Source organism: Nocardia pseudobrasiliensis NBRC 108224 (assembly GCF_001613105.1).
In the GTDB taxonomy this organism is placed as follows: domain Bacteria; phylum Actinomycetota; class Actinomycetes; order Mycobacteriales; family Mycobacteriaceae; genus Nocardia; species Nocardia pseudobrasiliensis.
Map to the genome: position 1 here is coordinate 158,371 of NZ_BDBS01000009.1, position 18,358 is coordinate 176,728.

16 protein-coding genes and 1 tRNA gene are annotated in these 18,358 nt (G+C 65.8%); 8 read left to right on the plus strand and 9 right to left on the minus strand.

The features are described 5' to 3' along the window. Nucleotides 1–9 precede the first annotated feature (9 nt). Together NP4_RS10325 and NP4_RS10330 are read right to left on the minus strand one after the other, a co-directional pair. The gene (locus NP4_RS10325) at nt 10–1,215 is read right to left on the minus strand and encodes a branched-chain amino acid ABC transporter substrate-binding protein (protein WP_067995538.1); all 1,206 of its coding nucleotides are present in this window, start codon (nt 1,213–1,215) and stop codon (nt 10–12) included. Nucleotides 1,216–1,503: 288 nt separating this feature from the next. Beyond that, nucleotides 1,504–2,118: an ANTAR domain-containing response regulator gene (locus NP4_RS10330; protein WP_062510116.1), complete on the minus strand. Its 615-nt coding sequence runs from the start codon at nt 2,116–2,118 to the stop codon at nt 1,504–1,506. 201 nt (nt 2,119–2,319) lie between these two features. Between NP4_RS10330 and NP4_RS10335 the strand changes: the two genes are divergently transcribed. Next, a tRNA-Leu gene (locus NP4_RS10335) sits at nt 2,320–2,406 on the plus strand. A gap of 65 nt (nt 2,407–2,471) precedes the next feature. Here the strand turns inward: NP4_RS10335 and NP4_RS10340 are convergent. Next, on the minus strand, nt 2,472–3,014 hold the full coding sequence (locus NP4_RS10340) for a hypothetical protein (protein WP_067995953.1): 543 nt from the start codon (nt 3,012–3,014) through the stop codon (nt 2,472–2,474). A 336-nt stretch (nt 3,015–3,350) separates the two neighbouring features. Here NP4_RS10340 and bla point away from each other — a divergent pair, with 336 nt between their 5' ends. The 7 genes from bla (at nt 3,351) to NP4_RS10375 (ending at nt 12,403) form a co-directional block, all read left to right on the plus strand. Further along, the gene (bla, locus tag NP4_RS10345) at nt 3,351–4,187 is read left to right on the plus strand and encodes a class A beta-lactamase (protein ID WP_373863823.1); all 837 of its coding nucleotides are present in this window, start codon (nt 3,351–3,353) and stop codon (nt 4,185–4,187) included. 68 nt (nt 4,188–4,255) lie between these two features. Beyond that, nucleotides 4,256–4,768: a monooxygenase family protein gene (locus tag NP4_RS10350; protein ID WP_067995543.1), complete on the plus strand. Its 513-nt coding sequence runs from the start codon at nt 4,256–4,258 to the stop codon at nt 4,766–4,768. A 155-nt stretch (nt 4,769–4,923) separates the two neighbouring features. Then, the gene (locus NP4_RS10355; protein WP_067995544.1) at nt 4,924–5,550 is read left to right on the plus strand and encodes an arsenate reductase/protein-tyrosine-phosphatase family protein; all 627 of its coding nucleotides are present in this window, start codon (nt 4,924–4,926) and stop codon (nt 5,548–5,550) included. Between the two features lie 118 nt (nt 5,551–5,668). Next, nucleotides 5,669–6,070, plus strand: coding sequence for a hypothetical protein (locus NP4_RS10360; protein ID WP_067995546.1), 402 nt, complete (start codon nt 5,669–5,671; stop codon nt 6,068–6,070). Between the two features lie 148 nt (nt 6,071–6,218). Next, nucleotides 6,219–7,130 carry a hypothetical protein gene (locus NP4_RS10365; RefSeq protein ID WP_114755686.1) on the plus strand — a complete coding sequence of 304 codons (912 nt, stop codon included), beginning with the start codon at nt 6,219–6,221 and terminating at the stop codon, nt 7,128–7,130. Between the two features lie 52 nt (nt 7,131–7,182). Then, complete coding sequence (locus tag NP4_RS10370) at nt 7,183–11,355, plus strand: AAA family ATPase (RefSeq protein WP_147287974.1); 4,173 nt, start codon at nt 7,183–7,185, stop codon at nt 11,353–11,355. Continuing rightward, nucleotides 11,342–12,403 carry an ATP-binding protein gene (locus NP4_RS10375; protein WP_147287973.1) on the plus strand — a complete coding sequence of 354 codons (1,062 nt, stop codon included), beginning with the start codon at nt 11,342–11,344 and terminating at the stop codon, nt 12,401–12,403. The genes NP4_RS10370 and NP4_RS10375 overlap by 14 nt, the downstream gene beginning before the upstream one ends. Here NP4_RS10375 and NP4_RS10380 read toward each other — a convergent pair. The 6 genes from NP4_RS10380 to lgt all read right to left on the minus strand — a co-directional run bounded on the left by NP4_RS10380 (nt 12,400) and on the right by lgt (nt 18,248). Next, the gene (locus NP4_RS10380) at nt 12,400–13,245 is read right to left on the minus strand and encodes an acyl-CoA thioesterase (RefSeq protein ID WP_067995564.1); all 846 of its coding nucleotides are present in this window, start codon (nt 13,243–13,245) and stop codon (nt 12,400–12,402) included. The genes NP4_RS10375 and NP4_RS10380 overlap by 4 nt on opposite strands. A gap of 130 nt (nt 13,246–13,375) precedes the next feature. Beyond that, nucleotides 13,376–14,797: a pyruvate kinase gene (gene pyk, locus NP4_RS10385; RefSeq protein WP_082875732.1), complete on the minus strand. Its 1,422-nt coding sequence runs from the start codon at nt 14,795–14,797 to the stop codon at nt 13,376–13,378. Between the two features lie 81 nt (nt 14,798–14,878). Continuing rightward, nucleotides 14,879–15,547: an amino acid ABC transporter permease gene (locus tag NP4_RS42520; RefSeq protein ID WP_067995567.1), complete on the minus strand. Its 669-nt coding sequence runs from the start codon at nt 15,545–15,547 to the stop codon at nt 14,879–14,881. 21 nt (nt 15,548–15,568) lie between these two features. Continuing rightward, nucleotides 15,569–16,327, minus strand: a complete 759-nt coding sequence (locus NP4_RS42525; protein ID WP_067995569.1) for a transporter substrate-binding domain-containing protein — start codon at nt 16,325–16,327, stop codon at nt 15,569–15,571. A 318-nt stretch (nt 16,328–16,645) separates the two neighbouring features. Beyond that, nucleotides 16,646–17,056 (minus strand): TM2 domain-containing protein, encoded by a 411-nt coding sequence (locus NP4_RS10400; protein WP_067995571.1) that lies wholly within the window; start codon nt 17,054–17,056, stop codon nt 16,646–16,648. Between the two features lie 19 nt (nt 17,057–17,075). Further along, nucleotides 17,076–18,248, minus strand: coding sequence for a prolipoprotein diacylglyceryl transferase (gene lgt / locus NP4_RS10405; protein WP_373863820.1), 1,173 nt, complete (start codon nt 18,246–18,248; stop codon nt 17,076–17,078). Nucleotides 18,249–18,358 lie beyond the last annotated feature (110 nt).

Below are 18,358 nucleotides of genomic sequence, written 5' to 3' on the forward strand. Positions count from 1 at the left end.
ATCGTCGGACTACTTCACCGTGTAGATCCACACCACCGCGTTGGTCAGCTCGCCCTGCGCGTTCCACTTGTAATGACGGCCGCCCGTGCCGTCACCCTCGTAACCACGGACGTAATCGAGCACATCGGCGCGCGTCGACTTACCTCCGTCGATCGCCTTCAGCAGGATCGTGGCCAGGTCGTAGGCCTCCACGGAGTAGACGCCGGACTTCTGACCGTTGAGAGCCTGGTAGTCCTTCTCGAACTGATCGGGCGCCGGGCCGCAGGGGCAGCTCAGCACCGCGCCCTTGGCGGCGCTGCCGGCCTGGGCGAGGAACTGCGGGTCGTTGACGCCGTCGGGGCCGACGAAGGTGGCCTTCACACCGCCGGACTTCAGCTGCGCGGCGAAGGGCGCGCCCTCGGCGTAGTAGCCGGAGTAGAACACCGCATCCGGATTCGCGGCCGCGACCTTGGTGACGGTGGCCGAGAAGTCCTTGTCACCGGTCTTCACACCGGCCGCGCACGACGGATCGGCGACCGCGCCGAGACCGGCGGTAATGCTCTTGGCCAGGCCGGTGCCGTAATCGCTGTCGTCCTGGACGACGCAGACCTTCTTGTAGTTGGCGGCCAGGTACTTACCGACCGAGGTGCCCTGCACGTCGTCGTTGGCCAGACCGCGGAAGAACGTCTTCCAGTTGTTGGTGGACAGCGTGGCGTTGGTGGCCGAGGAGGTCAGCGCGGCCAGGCCGTTGTCGGACAGGATCTGTCCGGTCGCCTTGGTCTCACCGGAGAACGCCGGGCCGACCAGTCCGATGATGGACTTGTCGTTGAGCACCTGCGGGATCACCGAGGTCGCCTTCTGCGGATCGCCCTCGGTGTCGAAGATCTTCAGATCGACCTTGCAGTTCGGGTTGGCCTTGTTGTGCTTGTCCACGGCCAGTTTCGCGCCGAGGGAGATGTTGATGCCGAGTGCGGCGTTCGCGCCGGTCTGCGCGCCCGCGAAGGCGAGGGCCGTACCGGGGGCGCAGGTGGCTTTACCGTCACCGGCCGGATCGGCCGCCTTGGCGACCTCGCCCATCGACAGCGTCTTACCGCTGGAGTCGACCGGCCCGATCGGCTGGATGGACAGAGCGCCGCTGCCGCCGCTGGTGCCCGACTCCGAACCACCGCCGCTTGTGGTCGACTTGGAACTGCATCCGGTCAGCACCAGCGCCGCGGCAGCGCCGAGGACCAACAAACCTCGCGTGGTACGACCGCGCCATGACGAACTGAGCACGTTTCACCTCTAAATCCTGCGCACCCCCCGGGGTCACCGAGAGGGAGTCGACCTAAACATCGACTCGCCTGCAGAACTTAGCGGCGCGGCGTTAGCTCCGCATCACATTCGGATCATTCATGTAACTTCGATCCCGAGTATTTACGAGGCCGTGTTGCCGGAGCGTTAATTTCCGGCAATCACGCAGGCAGAAGCCCTCGCGCATGACCCGATAATTTCCGTCTGGGAAATTTGCGAGCGCCATTCGTCCTATGATTTCGGCGCCAAGTTCTCCAAAACCACCTCGGCGACGGCTTTCATCGTGGTGCGGCGATCCATTGCGGTCCGCTGAATCCACTTGAAAGCCTGTGGCTCGGACAAACCCTGGGTCTGCATGAGCACACCCTTGGCCCGCTCGACCAGCTTGCGGGTCTCGAGCCGGTCGGCCAGATTGGCCACCTCGCCCTCGAGCGCGGTGATCTCGTGGAAGCGGCTGGCCGCCAATTCGATCGCCGGGACCAGGTCCGACTTGGTGAACGGCTTCACCAGGTAGGCCATGGCGCCCGCGTCCCGGGCCCGCTCGACCAGATCGCGCTGACTGAACGCCGTCAGAATCACCACCGGCGCAAGGCGTTTCGAGGCGATCTCGGCGGCCGCGTCGATGCCATCGCGTCGCGGCATCTTGACGTCCATGATCACCAGATCGGGCCGCAACTCCTCGGCGAGGTCGACGGCCTGCTGACCGTCCCCCGCCTCACCCACAACCTGATACCCCTCTTCGGAGAGCATCTCCACCAGGTCCATCCGGATCAGAGCCTCGTCCTCGGCCACCACCACACGCTTGGCGGCCGCATCCTTCTTCGCGCCCCCTGCTGACGTTCCCATAGACAGACCCCTCGTGATTCCGATGCCGACACTCGCCACCCACCGCACCCAACGCCCACCCACGCCGGCCCGGCACGCACCCGAGTGCCCTAAAGCGTACAGTTCAACCCGTCGAGCAACCCATCTACCCAGCGCAAAGCCGCCAACCCCACACCGATTCGTCGTCGACGCCCCCCACCCGCTATCATTTCCCCCCGGTGCGCCGAGTTGGCGGAACTGGCAGACGCGACGGTCTCAAAAACCGTTGTCCTCACGGACGTGTGGGTTCGAGTCCCACACTCGGCACCAATCCAGGGATCCTCACCCGGCATCCGTCCCGCGAGTCGAAGCTCATGTGGCGCAATCGCTTTCCCTCACGCGGTGAGCAGATACGCCGCCGAGGCGAGCGTGATGCCCAGGAGCGCGCCGACTTCCGCCTGCTGGCGAATGTGATCGCCGAGCCGGACCCCCGACCAGCCGATCACCGCGGTCAGCGGGAGCGCCGCGAGCGCCCAGGGTGAGGCGATCATCGCCAGTAATACGGTGGTACCCGCGGCGACCGCGGTGTGGGCCGATACCTTCCATTTCCATACCGCCGTCACCACGCAGACACCCGCCAGAACGGCGAGCACCGAGGCCGTCCAGGCGATCAGCTCGCGCGGTCCGGCCAAGAGAATCTCGATGACCAAGCCGAAACCGATGGCGGCGAGGATCGCCGGATTCACGCCGTGTGGCTCGCTTTCCACAACTCCGTGCCGTCCGACCGACAGATTGATGATTACCGGAATGCCGCCCGTGATCACCGCGACGAATACACCCCATGCCAGAGCGCCTACCGCGATGCCCGCCGATATCGCGGTGCAAAAGTTGACCATCCACGGCGCACCGAGCTCGGTGACAACTCGCGCGGCCGGCACATAGGTCCTCGTCCTCGTCGTCTCGACGCGGTCGTCTCGAAGATTCTGGAATTCCCCGCGAAACGCCCCCGTCACCACGACACCTACCACCTGACCGCCGATCACGCCGTCATCCAATCACCCGCGAGACCGATGTCAATCCAATCCGGGAAACCCCTGAGAAATCAGCGGATTTGTTTAGCGGAGCTGAAAGAAACGGCGCACTGACTCCGAAGTGACACCGGCCTGACGGCCGGGAATCTTCTGTATGGAATCGTGGGCCGCACGTGACGAGACGGAAGGTGCGGGATGCGGTTGAGTCGGTGGGTCGGGGTTGCGGTTGTCGCGGGGGTCGTGATGGTGGCGGGGTGTTCGAGCACGGGGTCTGTTCCGACTACACCGGCGGCGAGCTCGTCGGATCAGCGGTTCGGTGAGCTGGAGCGGAAGTACGGGGCTCGGCTGGGGGTGTTCGCGATCGACTCGGACGGCAAGCGGGTGGGATATCGGCAGGATGAGCGGTTCGCCTTCGATTCGACGTTCAAGACGCTGGTGTGCGGGACGTTGTTGCGCGAGCATCCACTGGCTACCGGGTACTTCGAGCAGGTGGTGCACTACACGCGCGAGGACGTCGTGAAATATTCGCCGGTGACCGAGACGCGGATCGATACGGGGATGAGCGTCGCGGAGCTGTGCGAGGCGGCAATCACCAAGAGCGACAATACGGCCGGGAACCAGTTGCTGAAACTCGTGGGTGGGCCGGAGGCCTTGACGAAGGCATTGCGGACGCTCGGCGACTCGGTAACCCGGTCGGATCGGTGGGAGACCGAATTGAACACCTCGATTCCGGGCGACGAGCGCGACACCACGACGCCCGCCGCGATCGGAAACGACTATCGCGCGCTGCTGACCGGTGAGGCGCTCGGCGCACCCGAGCGGGACCGGCTGAAATCCTGGCTCGTCGCCAATACCACCGGCGGACAACGCATTCGAGCGGGCGTACCGAAGGAGTGGACCGTCGGCGACAAAACCGGCACCGGCGACTACGGTTCGGCCAACGACGTCGCGGTGGCGTGGACCGAGCGGGGCACGCCGGTGGTGATCTCGATCCTCAGCGTGAAATCCGATCAGCAGGCTCAGGCCGATAACGCACTGCTGGCCGATGCCGCCCGGATCGTGGTCGACGGGCTGCGCTGAACCGGTCCGGCCGCGAATGCGTAGATCCGCGTAGGGTGAGATACAGCCCTCGAGCGGAGGTCGCGAATATGCGGGTGAACCGGCTGACGGCGGACCTGTCGGAATACCCGGATCTCGTCGTCATCTATCTCGGTATGCGGGTGCGCAGACCGAGGGGTGTTCTACGGCTGCTCGGGCTCGGCCCGAAACTGTATCGCTCGCATCGGGATCGGCCCGACGGGCTGCTGCTGCACGAGGACGTCATCTGGTCGCTGTTCCCGCCGCACTGGGGAGCCCGGCAGTATTGGCGGGATCTGGACAGCCTGGAGCGTTGGACCCGATCCGCGCCGCACCGGGACTGGTGGCAGCAATTTCTCCGCGACTCCGGCGGCACCGGATTCTGGCACGAGGCGTACTTCGCCCGCGGCGGTATCGACGCGATGTACGACGATATGACAATCCCGACCGGACTCGCCCAGTTCGCGCCCACGGTCCCGTCGCGCGGCAGGCTGTTCTCCACCCGCGGCCGGGTGCAACGAACCGATCCACTGGTCGCGCCCGTGGTCGACGAAACGGCTTACTACCCGGACGGTTCCGGCTGAAAACAGTCGTTTTCCGATGATCTACCCTGTACGGCGACTTGCGGGCGAACACTCGTGCACGACTCGCTACCTAAACATGAACATCTGACCAAATCAGGCGGATACGGCCATTTCGCGCTACCCGTGTCGCCGAAGGGCCGCTTAGCGTACCTGCCATGCACGTCCTGTTCGTCTGCACCGGCAATGTTTGTAGGTCGGTGATCGCGGAGCGCCTCACCCGCGCCATGGCCGCCGAACACGGATTGTCCGACCTCACCGCCGAAAGCGCCGGCACGCGAGCGCTCGTCGGATTCGGCGTGGAACCGCTCGCGGCCAAGACCATCACCGGACTCGGCGGCGACGCCGACGGATTCAAGGCCCGCAAACTCAAGCCCGACATGATCGAACGCGCCGATCTGGTGCTGGCCATGACCGAACACATCCGCGACGACATCATGAAACTGGATCCGCCCGCGGCCGCGCGCACCTTCACGCTGCTCGAGGCGCACCGGATCGCGAAGGTCAGCGGCGCCCGCACGATCTCCGAAATCGATCGCGCCCGAAACGATCTCGCGCTGGTGGGCCGGGAGAACATCGCCGATCCGGTGGGCTTGTCGGAGGAGAAGTACTGCGAGGTCGGCGACCGCATCGCCGAGGCGCTGGTTCCGCTGTTGCTGGCGTTGCACATCCACGAGAACCAGGGCACCGACGAGCGCGGACGACCCCGGCTGGTGGTGCTGCCGGGCGGGCGCAGCGAGCCGCCGGCCTACACCACGATGACGCGACTGGGCCGGCACGCCTGATCCACGCGGAAAAGGTTCGGCAGAACACGCATGTGTCCTCCCCATAACGCGCGACAAAGGATTACACTCCCCGCGGAACAGTGCTGCCGAAGGTTCGACACAAGAACAGGACTCAGACATGCCGAAACGCATTTCGGATGTTTCGCTCCATGTTTATGTGACGCCGGAAACCCTCGAACGCGTCGTCGAAACCGTGCGCGGTGTGGTCGATGATCATGTGGCCGACCGGGACATCTTCGCCTGGCGCTTCACCCTTCCGGTCGATACCGACCAACCGGATCATACGGTCCTCGAAACGCAGTGGCGGCTGGATCATCCCGGCGCCGAATCGGGCGATCGACGCACCTACGAGATAGCGCTGAGCCTGGTCGGGGACAAGAAACTGCTCACCGCGGCGAATCTGGCCACCCTGGAACGCGAACTCGCCCTCGGAATGACCGCCGAGGACGCGGCGCCCTACTCCATCCACGCCCTCCATCGCGAGGGCTTCGATCTCGAGGAAAACCGCGAGTTGATCTAGATTCGCGTATCCGTTCGTCAAGCGGGCCGGACGGACGAACTCGATCCGGTTACGCTTCAGCGTCTTCGACGACCCCGGAACGAACTCGTGTCGCAGAATGCCTTGCGATGCGAAGTACGACAACGAATCTTCCGGGAAAGTAGTACCAATGCTGTCCGGCCTGCTACCAGGTATTCGTCAGATCAGAACCCCGTTGGCGGCCGGATATCTGATCGCGGCCACCCTCGCGCTCGCCTCGGGTCTCACCGCCGCGCGCGGCCTGAAAACGCCGCTGTTCCAAGATCTTTCCCGGCTCGCCACGGCCGGCGGGCGCGGGCCGACGCTCGCGGCAATCACCTTCGCCGCCTATCTGGCCGGGGTGATCTGGGTTCCGGTCTGGCAGAACGCACTCCGGCTCAGCGGCCGATATCTCGGCGGGCGCACGCGGCGCGAGATATTCGCGACCACCGCCAACGCCGTGAACGGCGGACTCTCGGGCGCCAATATTCGCCGACTGTCCGAACTCGTGCAGCGACGCCTGGACAATGAAACCACCCGGCCGGATTCGCCGACCTCCCGGAATTTCCGCAACACGCTCGGCCAACTCGCGCAGATGTATACCGACCGCCGGGCCTCCGACGGTCGCGAGCGATTACTCGCCGAGGGCACCGCGGCGCTCCTTCCCGCCGCGGCGGCGGAATTGCTCGATCTGGTTCCCGCCCGGCTCGTCTCCGCCGATCGTGAAATCTGGAACAGCTGGGACCAGACGCATGCCGAGGCGGAATTCCGCTCGACGGTGGCGATTCCCGCGGGCGCGGTCTTCGCCGCCCTCGCCTGGACCTACGGATCGCTGTGGCTCATCGGTCTGATCGTCTCGCCGCTGCTGCTCTACACCGCGGCCAAACACAGCGAGCGAGCCACCGCGATTCTGGTCGAGGCGGTTCGGGTCAAACAGATCCCGCTGTTCGTGAACGACGACGATATGCCCGAGTTGAGCTGGACCGTGGCCGACGGGACGACCGCGGACGCGCCACCGGCGGTGGCGGCTCGGGCGCGCGCGGTATGCGCGCCGATCGGTTGATGCGACGGCCTTCGGGGAGGCCGCCGACCGAAGCAGTTCGAAAGGTGAGGTAGTGGGAGCAGTGGACGCGGAATTCGTTCGATCCGTCGCGTCGGTCGGCGATCAGGTCGAAATCCGGTTGGTGAGCGGGGATCTGCTGCCGGGCCGACTGGCGAGTCTGGGCGAGGATCGGCTCGTGCTCGATCAGGGCCCCGACGGTCAGCTGGTGCTCACGCTCGGGGCGGTCCTGTTCGTGCGCACCGTCGCCGCCGCCGGCGAACAGACGCCCGCGCCGCCGACTTCGCCGCCTCGCCCGGCCGACGATCCCCCGGCGGATATCGATGTCTCCGCGCCGCTGGCCGAACTCGCGGCCATGAGCGTGCTGCCGCTACGCGCGCCGCTGACCGCGCCCGATCCGGTGCGTCGCGACGTGGTCTCCATAACCAACTCCCTGGGCAATGCGGTCAAAATCAATGAGCTGGACCCGAAATACGGCCGGGTGCGGCCGCTGCTGCTGCGGGCCAAGGGTTTGGTGAGCCGCTATCCGAGCGCGGCGGATCTGCGCTATCTGGCCGGGGTGCTCGCCCTGCTGGTGGGCGAGGATCGCGACGCGCGACAATCGCTGACCACCGCCGCGGAGATCGGCGACGATCCGGAGTATCTGCGCCTGACGGCGATCGCCTGCGCGCGGACCGAGGAGACCGCGGCCGCGGTCTTCGCACTGGTGGACTATTTCAAATCGGTCCCACCCAAACGCACCGATCCCCTGTGGCGAATCCTGCGGCAGCTCAGCGCCGGCGGCTCGACCCGAAATGTGCTGGACGACATAGCCTCCGAGCACGCGCGCAAATTGGTCGGGCCCGCCGAACCGGAACCCGCGCCGGTGCGGACGCCCGTCCCGGCGGCGAAACCACCCGTCCCGCGGCCCACGCGGATCGCCCCCGTGCGCCGGGTCCCGACCGCGAAGCCGGAGACCAGAACTCCGGAGAACCCCTACGACAAGGCCAAACACCTCGAACATCGGGAGAAGGATCTCGCCGGAGCCCAGGCCGCCTACCGCCAAGCCATCAAACTGGGTTTCAAAGCCGAAAGCGCGGTCAAAGATCTGGCATGGCTGACCAAACGGGTCGAGGGCCCGCACGCGGCCCTGCGCGTGATCAATGTCGAATTCGCGGGCATGGTCAGCCCCGGGGACGCGCTGGACAACATCCTCATCGACTTCTACCTGTCCACCCAGGAATACGACGCCGTCATCCCGCTGCTCGAGCGGCAGGCGCGACGCACGGATATCAATGAGGGCCAACGCGCCCATCGCACCTACCAACTCGCCATCAGCAAGCTGTCCGACGGGCGCGAATGCGTCGAGGACTGGCATCGGATCAATCAGACCAGACCGTCGCCCGCGGCCCGGCGCGGCCTGGCGCTGGCGCTCATCCAGCGCGCGAACGTCGACGATTACGACGAGGCCGAGCGGGTGCTCGAGGGCGATGTCGACGAGAAGTCGGCCGATATCCGCCGCCGGATCGATGAGATCAGAAGCGGCGACTACAAGGACATCGACCTGCGCGAGTGGGCCACCGAGATCCTCGGCGAACCGGACCGCCTCCCGCTGACCCCGCTGGTGAATTTCGTGATGGAGCACTATTCCGTCAGCGCCACCAAACTTCGCCAGCAGAAGGAGGGCGAAGGTAAGCGGCCGTCCTATCAGGACGCTCGCCGTCTGGCCGATATCGGCCGCCAGAATCGGCAGCACGCCCGAGAGCTCAGCGCCGACAACTACATGTCGGCCGCGGCGATCACCTGGGAGTCCACCAAGGAGGAATTCGCCGAATTCCTGACCTCGGGCCTGACCACGGTCGCCGATGTCATGCTCGAGCGGCAGTCGCCGGACGCGGCGCGCGAACTCTATCTCGAGGCGCTGCGCGCTTCGGAGGGTCTCGACGATCCGGAGGCGCTACAGGACACCTGGTTGGCATTGAATCGCTTCGTCCGCTCCCGCGACGGGCGCATGGTGCTGCTGGGCGGTCGTCCGCAGAAAAGCCGATCCAATATCGCCAAGGCTCTGGCCGATCAGCTGAAAGCGCACGGCGAGAACGTCTTCGACCTCGTCACCCAATTGGTGTCGCAGACCAGTCTGGGCGGGGAGATCATTCTCGAGGCCGTCGGCAAGGTCGACGGTCTGGGTCGCCCGGCGCGGGACTATCTGCGCCAGCAGGTCGATTCGCCCGGCGGCCTGGGCTCGGCCGAATTGCTCAAGAACGCCTGGCGGCGGCTGGCCGAACGCTGGTCGCAGGAGCAGTCGCAGACGATCGCGCAGCTGTCGTTCCTACAGGACATCGATCTGTCCAACGATGTGCTCGCCGTGACCATCGAGCGGATCGATCAATATCTGACCGGACCGCACGAACAGGATCAGCTGTATCGGGTGTCCACCGCGCTGCAGCGGCTGCGAGATTATCTGGCGGAGAAGTCCTTCGAGGATCGCGAGGCCCGCCTGCGCCGGGCCAGCGAAACGGTGAAGATCCTGCAGCAGGAGATTCGGCAGGCGCCGACCAGATTCTCCGTCGAGGCGATCTGGCCGGTCTGCGAGAAGATTCTGCAGTTGGTCAGCGCGGCCACCAGCGATCTGCACGCCCAGCACAAACCGGAACCGGAACTGTCGCTCGCGCTGAATCAGGCAACGATGGATCAGAGCGGTCGAATCACCGTGCAGATCAAGGTGTCCAACCGCGCCGGGGCCGCGCCGCTGGAATCACCGACCCTGATGTGCGCCGATGAGGAACTGCTCGACGGAAAGAGCCTGTCGGACAATCTGCCGGTGGCGATCCGGGGCGGCGACCACCACATCCAGGTGATGAAGATCCGGGTGCGCAGCCGAATTCGCGACGACGGCGCGTTCTCGCTGCCGGTCACCCTCGAGTACGGCGCGCGCAATCTCGACAGGCGGGAATCGCGCGAGACCACCCTGCCTGTGCGCTTGCTCAACGGCGACGATTTCGTCCCGATCGTCAATCCGTTCCAGGACGGCGCGTCCGGGCGGGTGGTCGACCGCCCGGACATGTTCATCGGGCGAGGCGAACTCATCTCCCGCATCTACCGCCATCTCGACAGCGCGCTGCGGCCCGGCAACGGCGTCGCCATCTTCGGGCAGAAACGCGCGGGCAAATCATCGATCCGATTGCATCTGACGCGGCGGCTGATCACCGAATCCGGTTTCATCGTCGTCGATCTCGAGAATATCGGCGATTTCGCGCCGGAGCCGGGTGAGACCTCCAGCCGCAAATTGGTCGCGGCCCTGCTGTGGAAAATCCTCGAGCGCGCACAGGAGGCGTATCGCGCACGCGCAGGGGACGCGGTGCCGGTGATTCCGCCGGAGTGGACCCGCCGCGCGCTGCTGGACGACGAACAGCCCATGGCGGTGTTCATCGATCTGATTCAACGGTTCCTCGACCGATTCCCACCCGGACAGAAGCCGCGGCTGGTGGTTCTGATCGATGAGTTCCAATACTTCGACCAGTGGATCAAATCCGGCCTGCTGTCACCCTCGTTCATGCAGTCGATCAAGGCGCTGATCGAACGACGGCTGTTCCATCTGGTCATCGTCGGTCAGGACGCGGTCGAACGATTGATCGCCGAACACGCGAACGTCTTCGGCGTCTTCGCGAAGGAACGCGTGAGCTATCTGGAACCGAAGTACGCGCACATCCTCATCGACCGGCCGATCCAGGATCCGCCGACCGGTTCGGGCCAGAGCCGGTTCCGCGAACGGGCGATCGATCGAATCATCGAATTGACCGGCGGCAGCGCGTTCTACATTCAGAAATTCTGTTTCGAACTCGTCGAATACATGAACGAGCAGCGGGCCCCCGCGGTCACCGAGGCCGATATCGAACTCGTGCGTGAACTGCTGCTGGAATCCATGCGCTGGGCCGATTTCGACAATCTGGAGACCTCCGGCTACACCGATCTCGACAAGTCCGACGGGCCGACCTATCGCCGCGCGCTGCAGGCGGTGGCGGTGGCCTCCCGCGACGGCGTGGCGTCGTTCGACCGGGTCGCCGACCAGTACACCGGCGCCACCGAATTGCGGGGCCTGCTCGACGATCTGGTGCTGCGCGATGTGGTCCGGGAGGAAAAGGGTCAGTACCGCATCGTGGTTCGGCTGTATCAGGAGTGGTTGCTGGCGCAGATGCTCGGTGATCATCCGCAGAACCGCGAGGGAGGCGGCCGGGGTGAGCAGGCATAACCCGTACCGATTCGTCGGGGAGATAGTGACCGGCGATGCCTTCGTCGGCCGTAGCGCGCAGGTGCGGACCGTTCGATCCTGCTGGCAGAGTGGCGGGTCACCGAGCAATCTGAGTGTGCAGGGCAGCCATCGCATGGGTAAGTCGAGCTTCGTCATGCGGGCGGTGGAACTGGATCGCGGCGCACGTCCCGAGCTGATCTTCGTCCGAATCTCGGTGGGCGATCATCAATCCGGCGATGATGTACTGCGGGCGATCGTCAAAAGGGCCGGGGCACTGTACAACTCGTTGCCACCGGAGCTGACCTCGGCGCGTTTCGATGTCAGCGCCGCCGCCAAGGAGGTCGCGACCAGCTCCGACTGGTACGGCCTCGAGGGGGCGATCAAGGATTTCTTCGCCGCGGTCGCCCGGTCGAATGTCTGCATCGCGCTGATCCTCGACGAATTCGACCGGGCCGCGGTGACTTTCACCAATCGCTCGCATTTCCAGGTGCTGCGGACGCTGGCCAGTGAATCCAATTACGCGACCGGCCTGATCACCATCTCACGCCGACCGGTCGACGTGATCGAGAAGGACGCCGTCGGCGGATCCACCCTCGACGGGGTGCTGTCGCTGCGCTGCTATGCGGAATGTTTCGGCGATCCGGAGATCGACGCGCTGCTCGGCCTGGCGCGGTGGGTCGACATGGACCTGCGCCCGGCGCGCGACGCCATGGTCGAACTCGCGGGCGGACATCCGTATCTGCTGGGACTGCTGTGCCGCGAACTGGTCGGCGCGGCCATGGCCGAGGCTCCCCTCGTGGTCGCCGCCGCGTATCTCGATCTCGAGAATCAGTTCCACGGGCAGTTCAAGTCGATGTGGAAGGCCCTGGACGCGGCGACCGAGAATCGCGCCGCCGATCTGCTCGCGCTGATCCTGCGCGACCGCCAGAACGCCGTCCGACCGACGGATCTCACCTCGATGCGACGGTTGGGCATTCTATCGATGCGCGGGGACAACCAGTTCTTCTCGAACACCTTCCGCGGTTACGTCGCGCAGGAATTGGGTTAGGCGCGCGGCGGGAAGTGACGGATGACGCCCTCCTGCACCACCGTCGCCAGCAATTCGCCTGCGCGCGAATAGAAATGGCCCGTCGCCAGGCCGCGCGATCCGGCGGCGACCGGGGACTGGGTGGCGTAGAGCGCCCAGTCGTCGAAGCGGAACGGCCGGTGGAACCAGATCGAATGGTTCACCGTCGCGGCGATGATGCGATCGAAACCCCAGGACAGGCCGTGGGTGGTGATGATCGAATCGAGCACCGTGGTGTCGGACGAATAGCCCAGGGTCGCAACGTGAATCAGCGCGTCGTCGGGCAGCCGCCCGTCGGCCTTCATCCAGACCCGGTTGTAGTCCAGCGTGCCGCCGGTGCCCTTCAGGATCCAGGCCGGATCGTTGGCGTAGCGCAGATCGATCGGATGCGGCGCGTTGACGAACATCTGCAGCCGGTCCTCGAGACCGGTGAACGACTCCTCCACGCGCGGCAGCTGTTCGGGATCGGGAACCTGCGGCTGCGGCGTGGCGTGTTCGAGGCCGGGCGACCAGTCCTGGAAGGCCGCCAGCATGACGAACAGTTCCTGATCGTTCTGATACGCCGTGACCGTGCGATTGGCGAACGAGCGGCCGTCGCGGTGGCGTTCCACCCGGTACTCGATCGGCTTGGTCACATCCCCGCCGCGCACGAAATGCGCGTTGACCGCGTGCACCGGGCGTTCGGGCCCCACCGTCCGGCCGGCCGCTACGATCGCCTGCCCCATCAGCTGCCCGCCGAAGGTGCGGCTGTGCACCTTCTCGGGGTGATGGCCGAGGAAGTGATCCTCGCCGATCTGCTCCAGATCGAGCAGATCGAGCAGCACCTCGAGGTCGGTCTTCCAGTGTCCATCGGCGGCATGAGCTCTGGGCCCTGCGTGGTTACGCTCCGCTGCCGCCTCCGGGCCCTGACCGCTCCTGCCGGTGGAAACCGATTCGCCCAGTGACGCGTTCAACCTAGTGGTCCTCCTCGCCGATACGGTGCACGTGAATCAGATTGGTGGATCCGACCGTACCCGGCGGGGAACCGGCGACGATAACGACCAGGTCGCCCTTCTGGTAGCGGTTGAGCGAGAGCAGCTCCTTGTCGACCTGACCGATCATCTCGTCGGTGGTGCCCACCGGCGGCACGATGAAAGTCTCGGTGCCCCAGGTCAATGCGAGCTGGCTGCGCACCTCCGGCAGCGGGGTGAACGCCAGCAGCGGCAGCGGGGTGTGCAGCCGGGCCAGGCGGCGCACGGTGTCGCCGGACTGGGTGAAGGCCACCAGGGCCTTGGCGTTGAGCCGCTCGCCGATATCGCGGGCCGCGTAGGAGATCACGCCGCGCTTGGTCCGCGGGACGTGCGTCAGAGGCGGGACCCGCGTGGAGGATTCGGCCTCCACCGCGTGCACGATGCGGGCCATGGTCCGCACCGCCTCGATCGGATACTGACCGACCGAGGTCTCACCCGAGAGCATCACCGCGTCGGCGCCGTCGAGCACGGCGTTGGCCACATCGGAGGCCTCGGCGCGGGTGGGCCGGGAGTTGCCGATCATGGATTCGAGCATCTGGGTGGCCACGATGACCGGCTTGGCGTTCTCGCGAGCCATCTGGATCGCGCGCTTCTGCACCAGCGGCACCTGCTCGAGCGGCAGCTCCACGCCGAGATCGCCGCGGGCGACCATGATCGCGTCGAAGGCCAGCACGATCGCCTCGAGGTTATCGATCGCCTCGGGCTTCTCCAGCTTGCCGATCACCGGCACGCGGCGGCCGACGCGATCCATCACGTCGTGTACCAGCTCCACGTCCGAAGGCGAGCGCACGAACGACAGCGCGATGAAGTCCACGCCCAGCTTCAGGGCGAATTCGAGATCGGCGATGTCCTTTTCGGACAGGGCGGGTACCGACACGTCCATGCCGGGCAGCGAGACGCCCTTGTTGTTGGAGACCGGGCCGCCCTCGGTGACCCGGCAGACCACGTCGTTGCCGTCGACGCGCACCACGGTCAGGCCGATATTGCCGTCGTCGACCAGCAGGCGGTCGCCCGGGCGGGCGTCGTGGGCCAGTTCCTTGTAGGTGGTGGAGACGCGGTCGTGGGTGCCCTCGACGTCGTCGACGGTGATCCGCACCTCCTCTCCGGTGGCCCAGGTGGTACGGCCGTCGATGAAACGACCGAGGCGAATCTTGGGGCCTTGCAGATCGGCGAGAATGCCGACAGCGCGGCCCAATTGGTCCGCGGCCTTGCGAACCTTCTTGTAATTCTCGGCGTGATCGGCGTGTTCGCCGTGACTGAAATTCAACCGGGCCACGTCCATGCCGCTTTCGACAAGTTCGCGGATCCGGTCCTCGGAGGCCGTTGCCGGTCCGAGAGTGCACACAATCTTTGTCCGTCGCATCACGTGCTCGAGCCTAGTCCTGTCGAAGATCGACCGCTGAGCTGGCATACCCTTCGCTATCAATCGACCAAACCATGACGCGCGTCACCTGGCCACATGCCTGGCAAGACGCGTCTCGAGGCGGGTTTGCGCAAATCCGAGTATCAAACAAATTATCCAGTAGTACACCGCCGCGACACCATAGAGAGCGAAGAAGTCGAAGGTCGGCGCGGCCGCCAATTGCGCTACCCGCAACAGTTCAGTCACCAAGATCGTGGACGCCAGCGAGGTGTCCTTCACCAAGGAGATGAGCGTGTTCGACAGCGGCGGCACGGCAATGCGCGCGGCCTGCGGGAGAATGATCGAGCCGAGAGTCTGCACCTGCGACAGACCCAGCGCCTGCGAGGCCTCCCACTGCCCGTGCGCGACCGACAGAATCGCCGCGCGCACGATCTCGGCCGCGTAGCCGCCGACATTGAGACTGAAGGCGATGACCGCGGCCGGGAACGGATCGATCACAATGTTCAGCTGCGGCAGCGCGTAGAACACGATGAACAGCTGCACCAGCAGCGGGGTGCCGCGGATGATCGAGATGTAGAACCGGGCCAGCGCCGACAGCGGCCACATCGTCGACATGCGCGCCAGCGCGACGGCCAGCGCGATCGCCAGACCGATGGCGAAGCTGATCGCGGTCAGCGGCAGCGTCTTGGTGACCGTCGCCTCCAGCATCGGCCAGAGGTTGTGGCGAATGAGCGTCCAGGTGGGTGAGTCCATACCGGTGGACGAGGTTACCGGCTACTTGCTGACGTCGGCGCCGAAGTATTTCTCGGAGATCTTGGCCAGGGTGCCGTCGGCGCGCAGTTTGTCCAGGGCGGCGTTGACGTCCTCGATCAGCTTGGCCTCGTCCTTGCGGCCCGCGAACGCCTGATGGCTGGTCTCGCCGGTCTTGCCCGCGACCTTGATGCCGGAGTCGCCGGTCTTCTTGCTGTACTCACCGACGGCCAGCGTGTCGTTGACCGTGGCGTCCACCCGGCCCTGCTTGAGCAGCTGAATGGCCTGCACGAAGCCCTCCACGGCCTCGACCTTGCAGCCCGCGCCCGCGGCGACCTTGCCCCAGTTGCTGGTCGAGGACTGCGCGCAGGTCTTGCCCGGCAGATCGGACAGCGTCTTGATCGACCCGTTGTTGGCATTGGTCACCAGCACGCCGTCGGAGGTGGTGTAGGCCTGCGACAGGGCGTACTTGTTCTGCCGGTCCGGATTGACCGTCACCTGATTGGCCACCAGATCGAACCGCTTGGACTCGAGCCCCGCGAAGATCGCGTCCCACGGCGTCTGCACGAATTCGACCTTCTTACCGAGCTTGTCGGCCACGGCCTGCACAACCTCGATGTCGTACCCCGTCAGCTTCCCGTCGGTCCCCTGGAAACTGAACGGCGCATAGGTCCCCTCGGTCCCCACCTTCAGCACATTGGGATCGCTCCCGCTCCCGCAGGCGGTCAACAGCCCGGCAGCGGCGGCAACGGCGAACACGGCAGCGAACAGCTTGCGGCGCAATGGAGTACCTCTCCGGCAGTATGCGGGGTTTCCCTCATACGAGACACATAGAACCGCCACAGCCTACGACATGCGTCTTCGAAGGTGGAGGATGACGCTCGGCGTGAGTCGAATCCCCTCGCTTCGCTCGGGGAAGGGGAACGAGCGCGGGGAAAGGGGGAACGAGCACGGGGAAGAGAGGAACGAGCACGGGGAAGAGAGGAACGAGCACGGGGAAGAGAGGAACGAGCACGGGGAAAGGGGCCCGTCCCAGCGCAGCCCGCCCCCAAATCTTCCCCCGGCGCAGCCCGCCCCAAATTTCCCGAGCGAAGCGAGGGATCAGTTCTCCTGCAACGGCAGCCCGTTCGGATCACGCACCTTGCCCGTCAGGATGAGCACCCCGTCGATGATCCCCCAGATATGCCCCACCCCGCAGGTGAGGACACTGACCACCAGCTGGGCCACGCCCAGCGCCGGGTAGCCGAGGTAGAAGCGGCCGACGCCCGCCCAGCCGAGGAAGATCTGCAGCAGGCCCGCGACGAGTTTGGACTTGTCGGAGTAGGGCTCGCCGTAGATGTTGCGGCCGTAGGGGGCGTTGGGGTCGACGCCGGGCGGGACGGGGGCCTGTGGGTAGGCGTAGGGCTGGGCGTAGGGCTGCTGGGCGTCCTGGGGGCCACCGACGCCCGGGCCGGTACCCGCGGGGCCGAACTGCGGGCCGTAGCCGGGCTGCTGCTGGTACGGATCGGTCATGCTGGTCCTCCTCGATCACTCAATTCTGGCCGGAGTCGGCGGATTTCGCCGCCTTGGTCTCGGCCGAATCGGTCGCGGAGTTATCGTTCGCGGGCTCGGATTCGTTGCCGTCGTCGGCGGGCGTCTCCGCCGTCGCCTCGGACTTCTCCTCGGATTCCTTCTCGATCACCTCGGTCGATTCCGGCTCGTCCGCGGCGGGTTCACCGTCCACCACGGTCACCGCCTCGGTCGCCGAATCAGCCTGGGCCGATTCGGATTCCGCCTGCGCGCCGCGAGCCCGCAGCGCGGCCAGCTGCCAGGGCCACGGCCGGTCGGCGCCGGGGCGCAGCGCCTCGGCGGTCTCGCGGCCCTTGGTGGCGAGGACGAAATAGGCGATGGCGCACGCGAATACGATGATCGAGGTGTAGGTGTTGACGCGAATGCCGAAGATATGAGTGGCCTCGTCGTCGCGCAGCAGCTCCACCCAGAACCGGCCGAAGGTGTAGATCGCCACGTACAACGCGAACAATCGGCCGTGGCCGATGCGATAGCGCCGATCCAGCCACACCAGCGCCACGACGCCGAGCACATTCCACACCAGTTCGTACAGGAACGTCGGCTGCACGATCTTCTCCACCACGCCGGTGGAGACGCCGTTCATCATGTCCAGCTGACCGTCGGAGCCGAACCGCTCGTAGATCTCGAGGCCCCACGGCAGATCGGTCTTGCGCCCGTAGAGTTCCTGATTGAAGTAGTTGCCCAACCGCCCGATGGCCTGCGCCAGCAGAATCGCGGGCGCGATCGCATCGCCGAAGGCGGGCAACGGAATCCGATACACCCGGCAGCCGATCCAGGCGCCGATGCCGCCGAGCAGCACCGCACCCCAGATGCCGAGGCCGCCCTCCCAGACCTTCAGCGCGTTCATCGGATGCCCGTCCGCGCCGAAATACTTCTGCCAGTCGGTGGCCACGTGGTATAGCCGACCGCCGATCAGGCCGAACGGCACCGCGAACATGGCCACGTCCAACACCGCGCCCGACTGCCCGCCGCGTTCCTGCCAGCGCTTCTCACCCCACCAGATGGCGATGATGATGCCGACGATGATGCACAGCGCATATGCCCGCAGCGGCAGCGGACCCACATACCAGACCCCACGCGGCGGGCTGGGAATGTAGGCAAGCACGGCCGAGGATGGAAAAGTCACGGGCCCCACCGTAACGGAATACGCCGACGACGCGCCCGCGGGTCCGGGCGAGCGCCGCTCGATCGTTGCCGGACCCCTCGACCGACTCGAGCAGCCCGGCCCCCCGAATCCAGCGACGC

Bases quoted from the DNA above. Each gene is read 5' to 3' on its own strand.
- NP4_RS10400 (WP_067995571.1), bottom strand. From the start codon at position 17,056: ATGACCGATCCGTACCAGCAGCAGCCCGGCTACGGCCCGCAGTTCGGC.
- bla (WP_373863823.1), top strand. From the start codon at position 3,351: ATGGTGGCGGGGTGTTCGAGCACGGGGTCTGTTCCGACTACACCGGCG.
- NP4_RS10350 (WP_067995543.1), top strand. From the start codon at position 4,256: ATGCGGGTGAACCGGCTGACGGCGGACCTGTCGGAATACCCGGATCTC.
- NP4_RS10360 (WP_067995546.1), top strand. From the start codon at position 5,669: ATGCCGAAACGCATTTCGGATGTTTCGCTCCATGTTTATGTGACGCCG.
- NP4_RS42520 (WP_067995567.1), bottom strand. From the start codon at position 15,547: ATGGACTCACCCACCTGGACGCTCATTCGCCACAACCTCTGGCCGATG.
- NP4_RS10365 (WP_114755686.1), top strand. From the start codon at position 6,219: ATGCTGTCCGGCCTGCTACCAGGTATTCGTCAGATCAGAACCCCGTTG.
- NP4_RS10330 (WP_062510116.1), bottom strand. From the start codon at position 2,118: ATGGGAACGTCAGCAGGGGGCGCGAAGAAGGATGCGGCCGCCAAGCGT.
- NP4_RS10355 (WP_067995544.1), top strand. From the start codon at position 4,924: ATGCACGTCCTGTTCGTCTGCACCGGCAATGTTTGTAGGTCGGTGATC.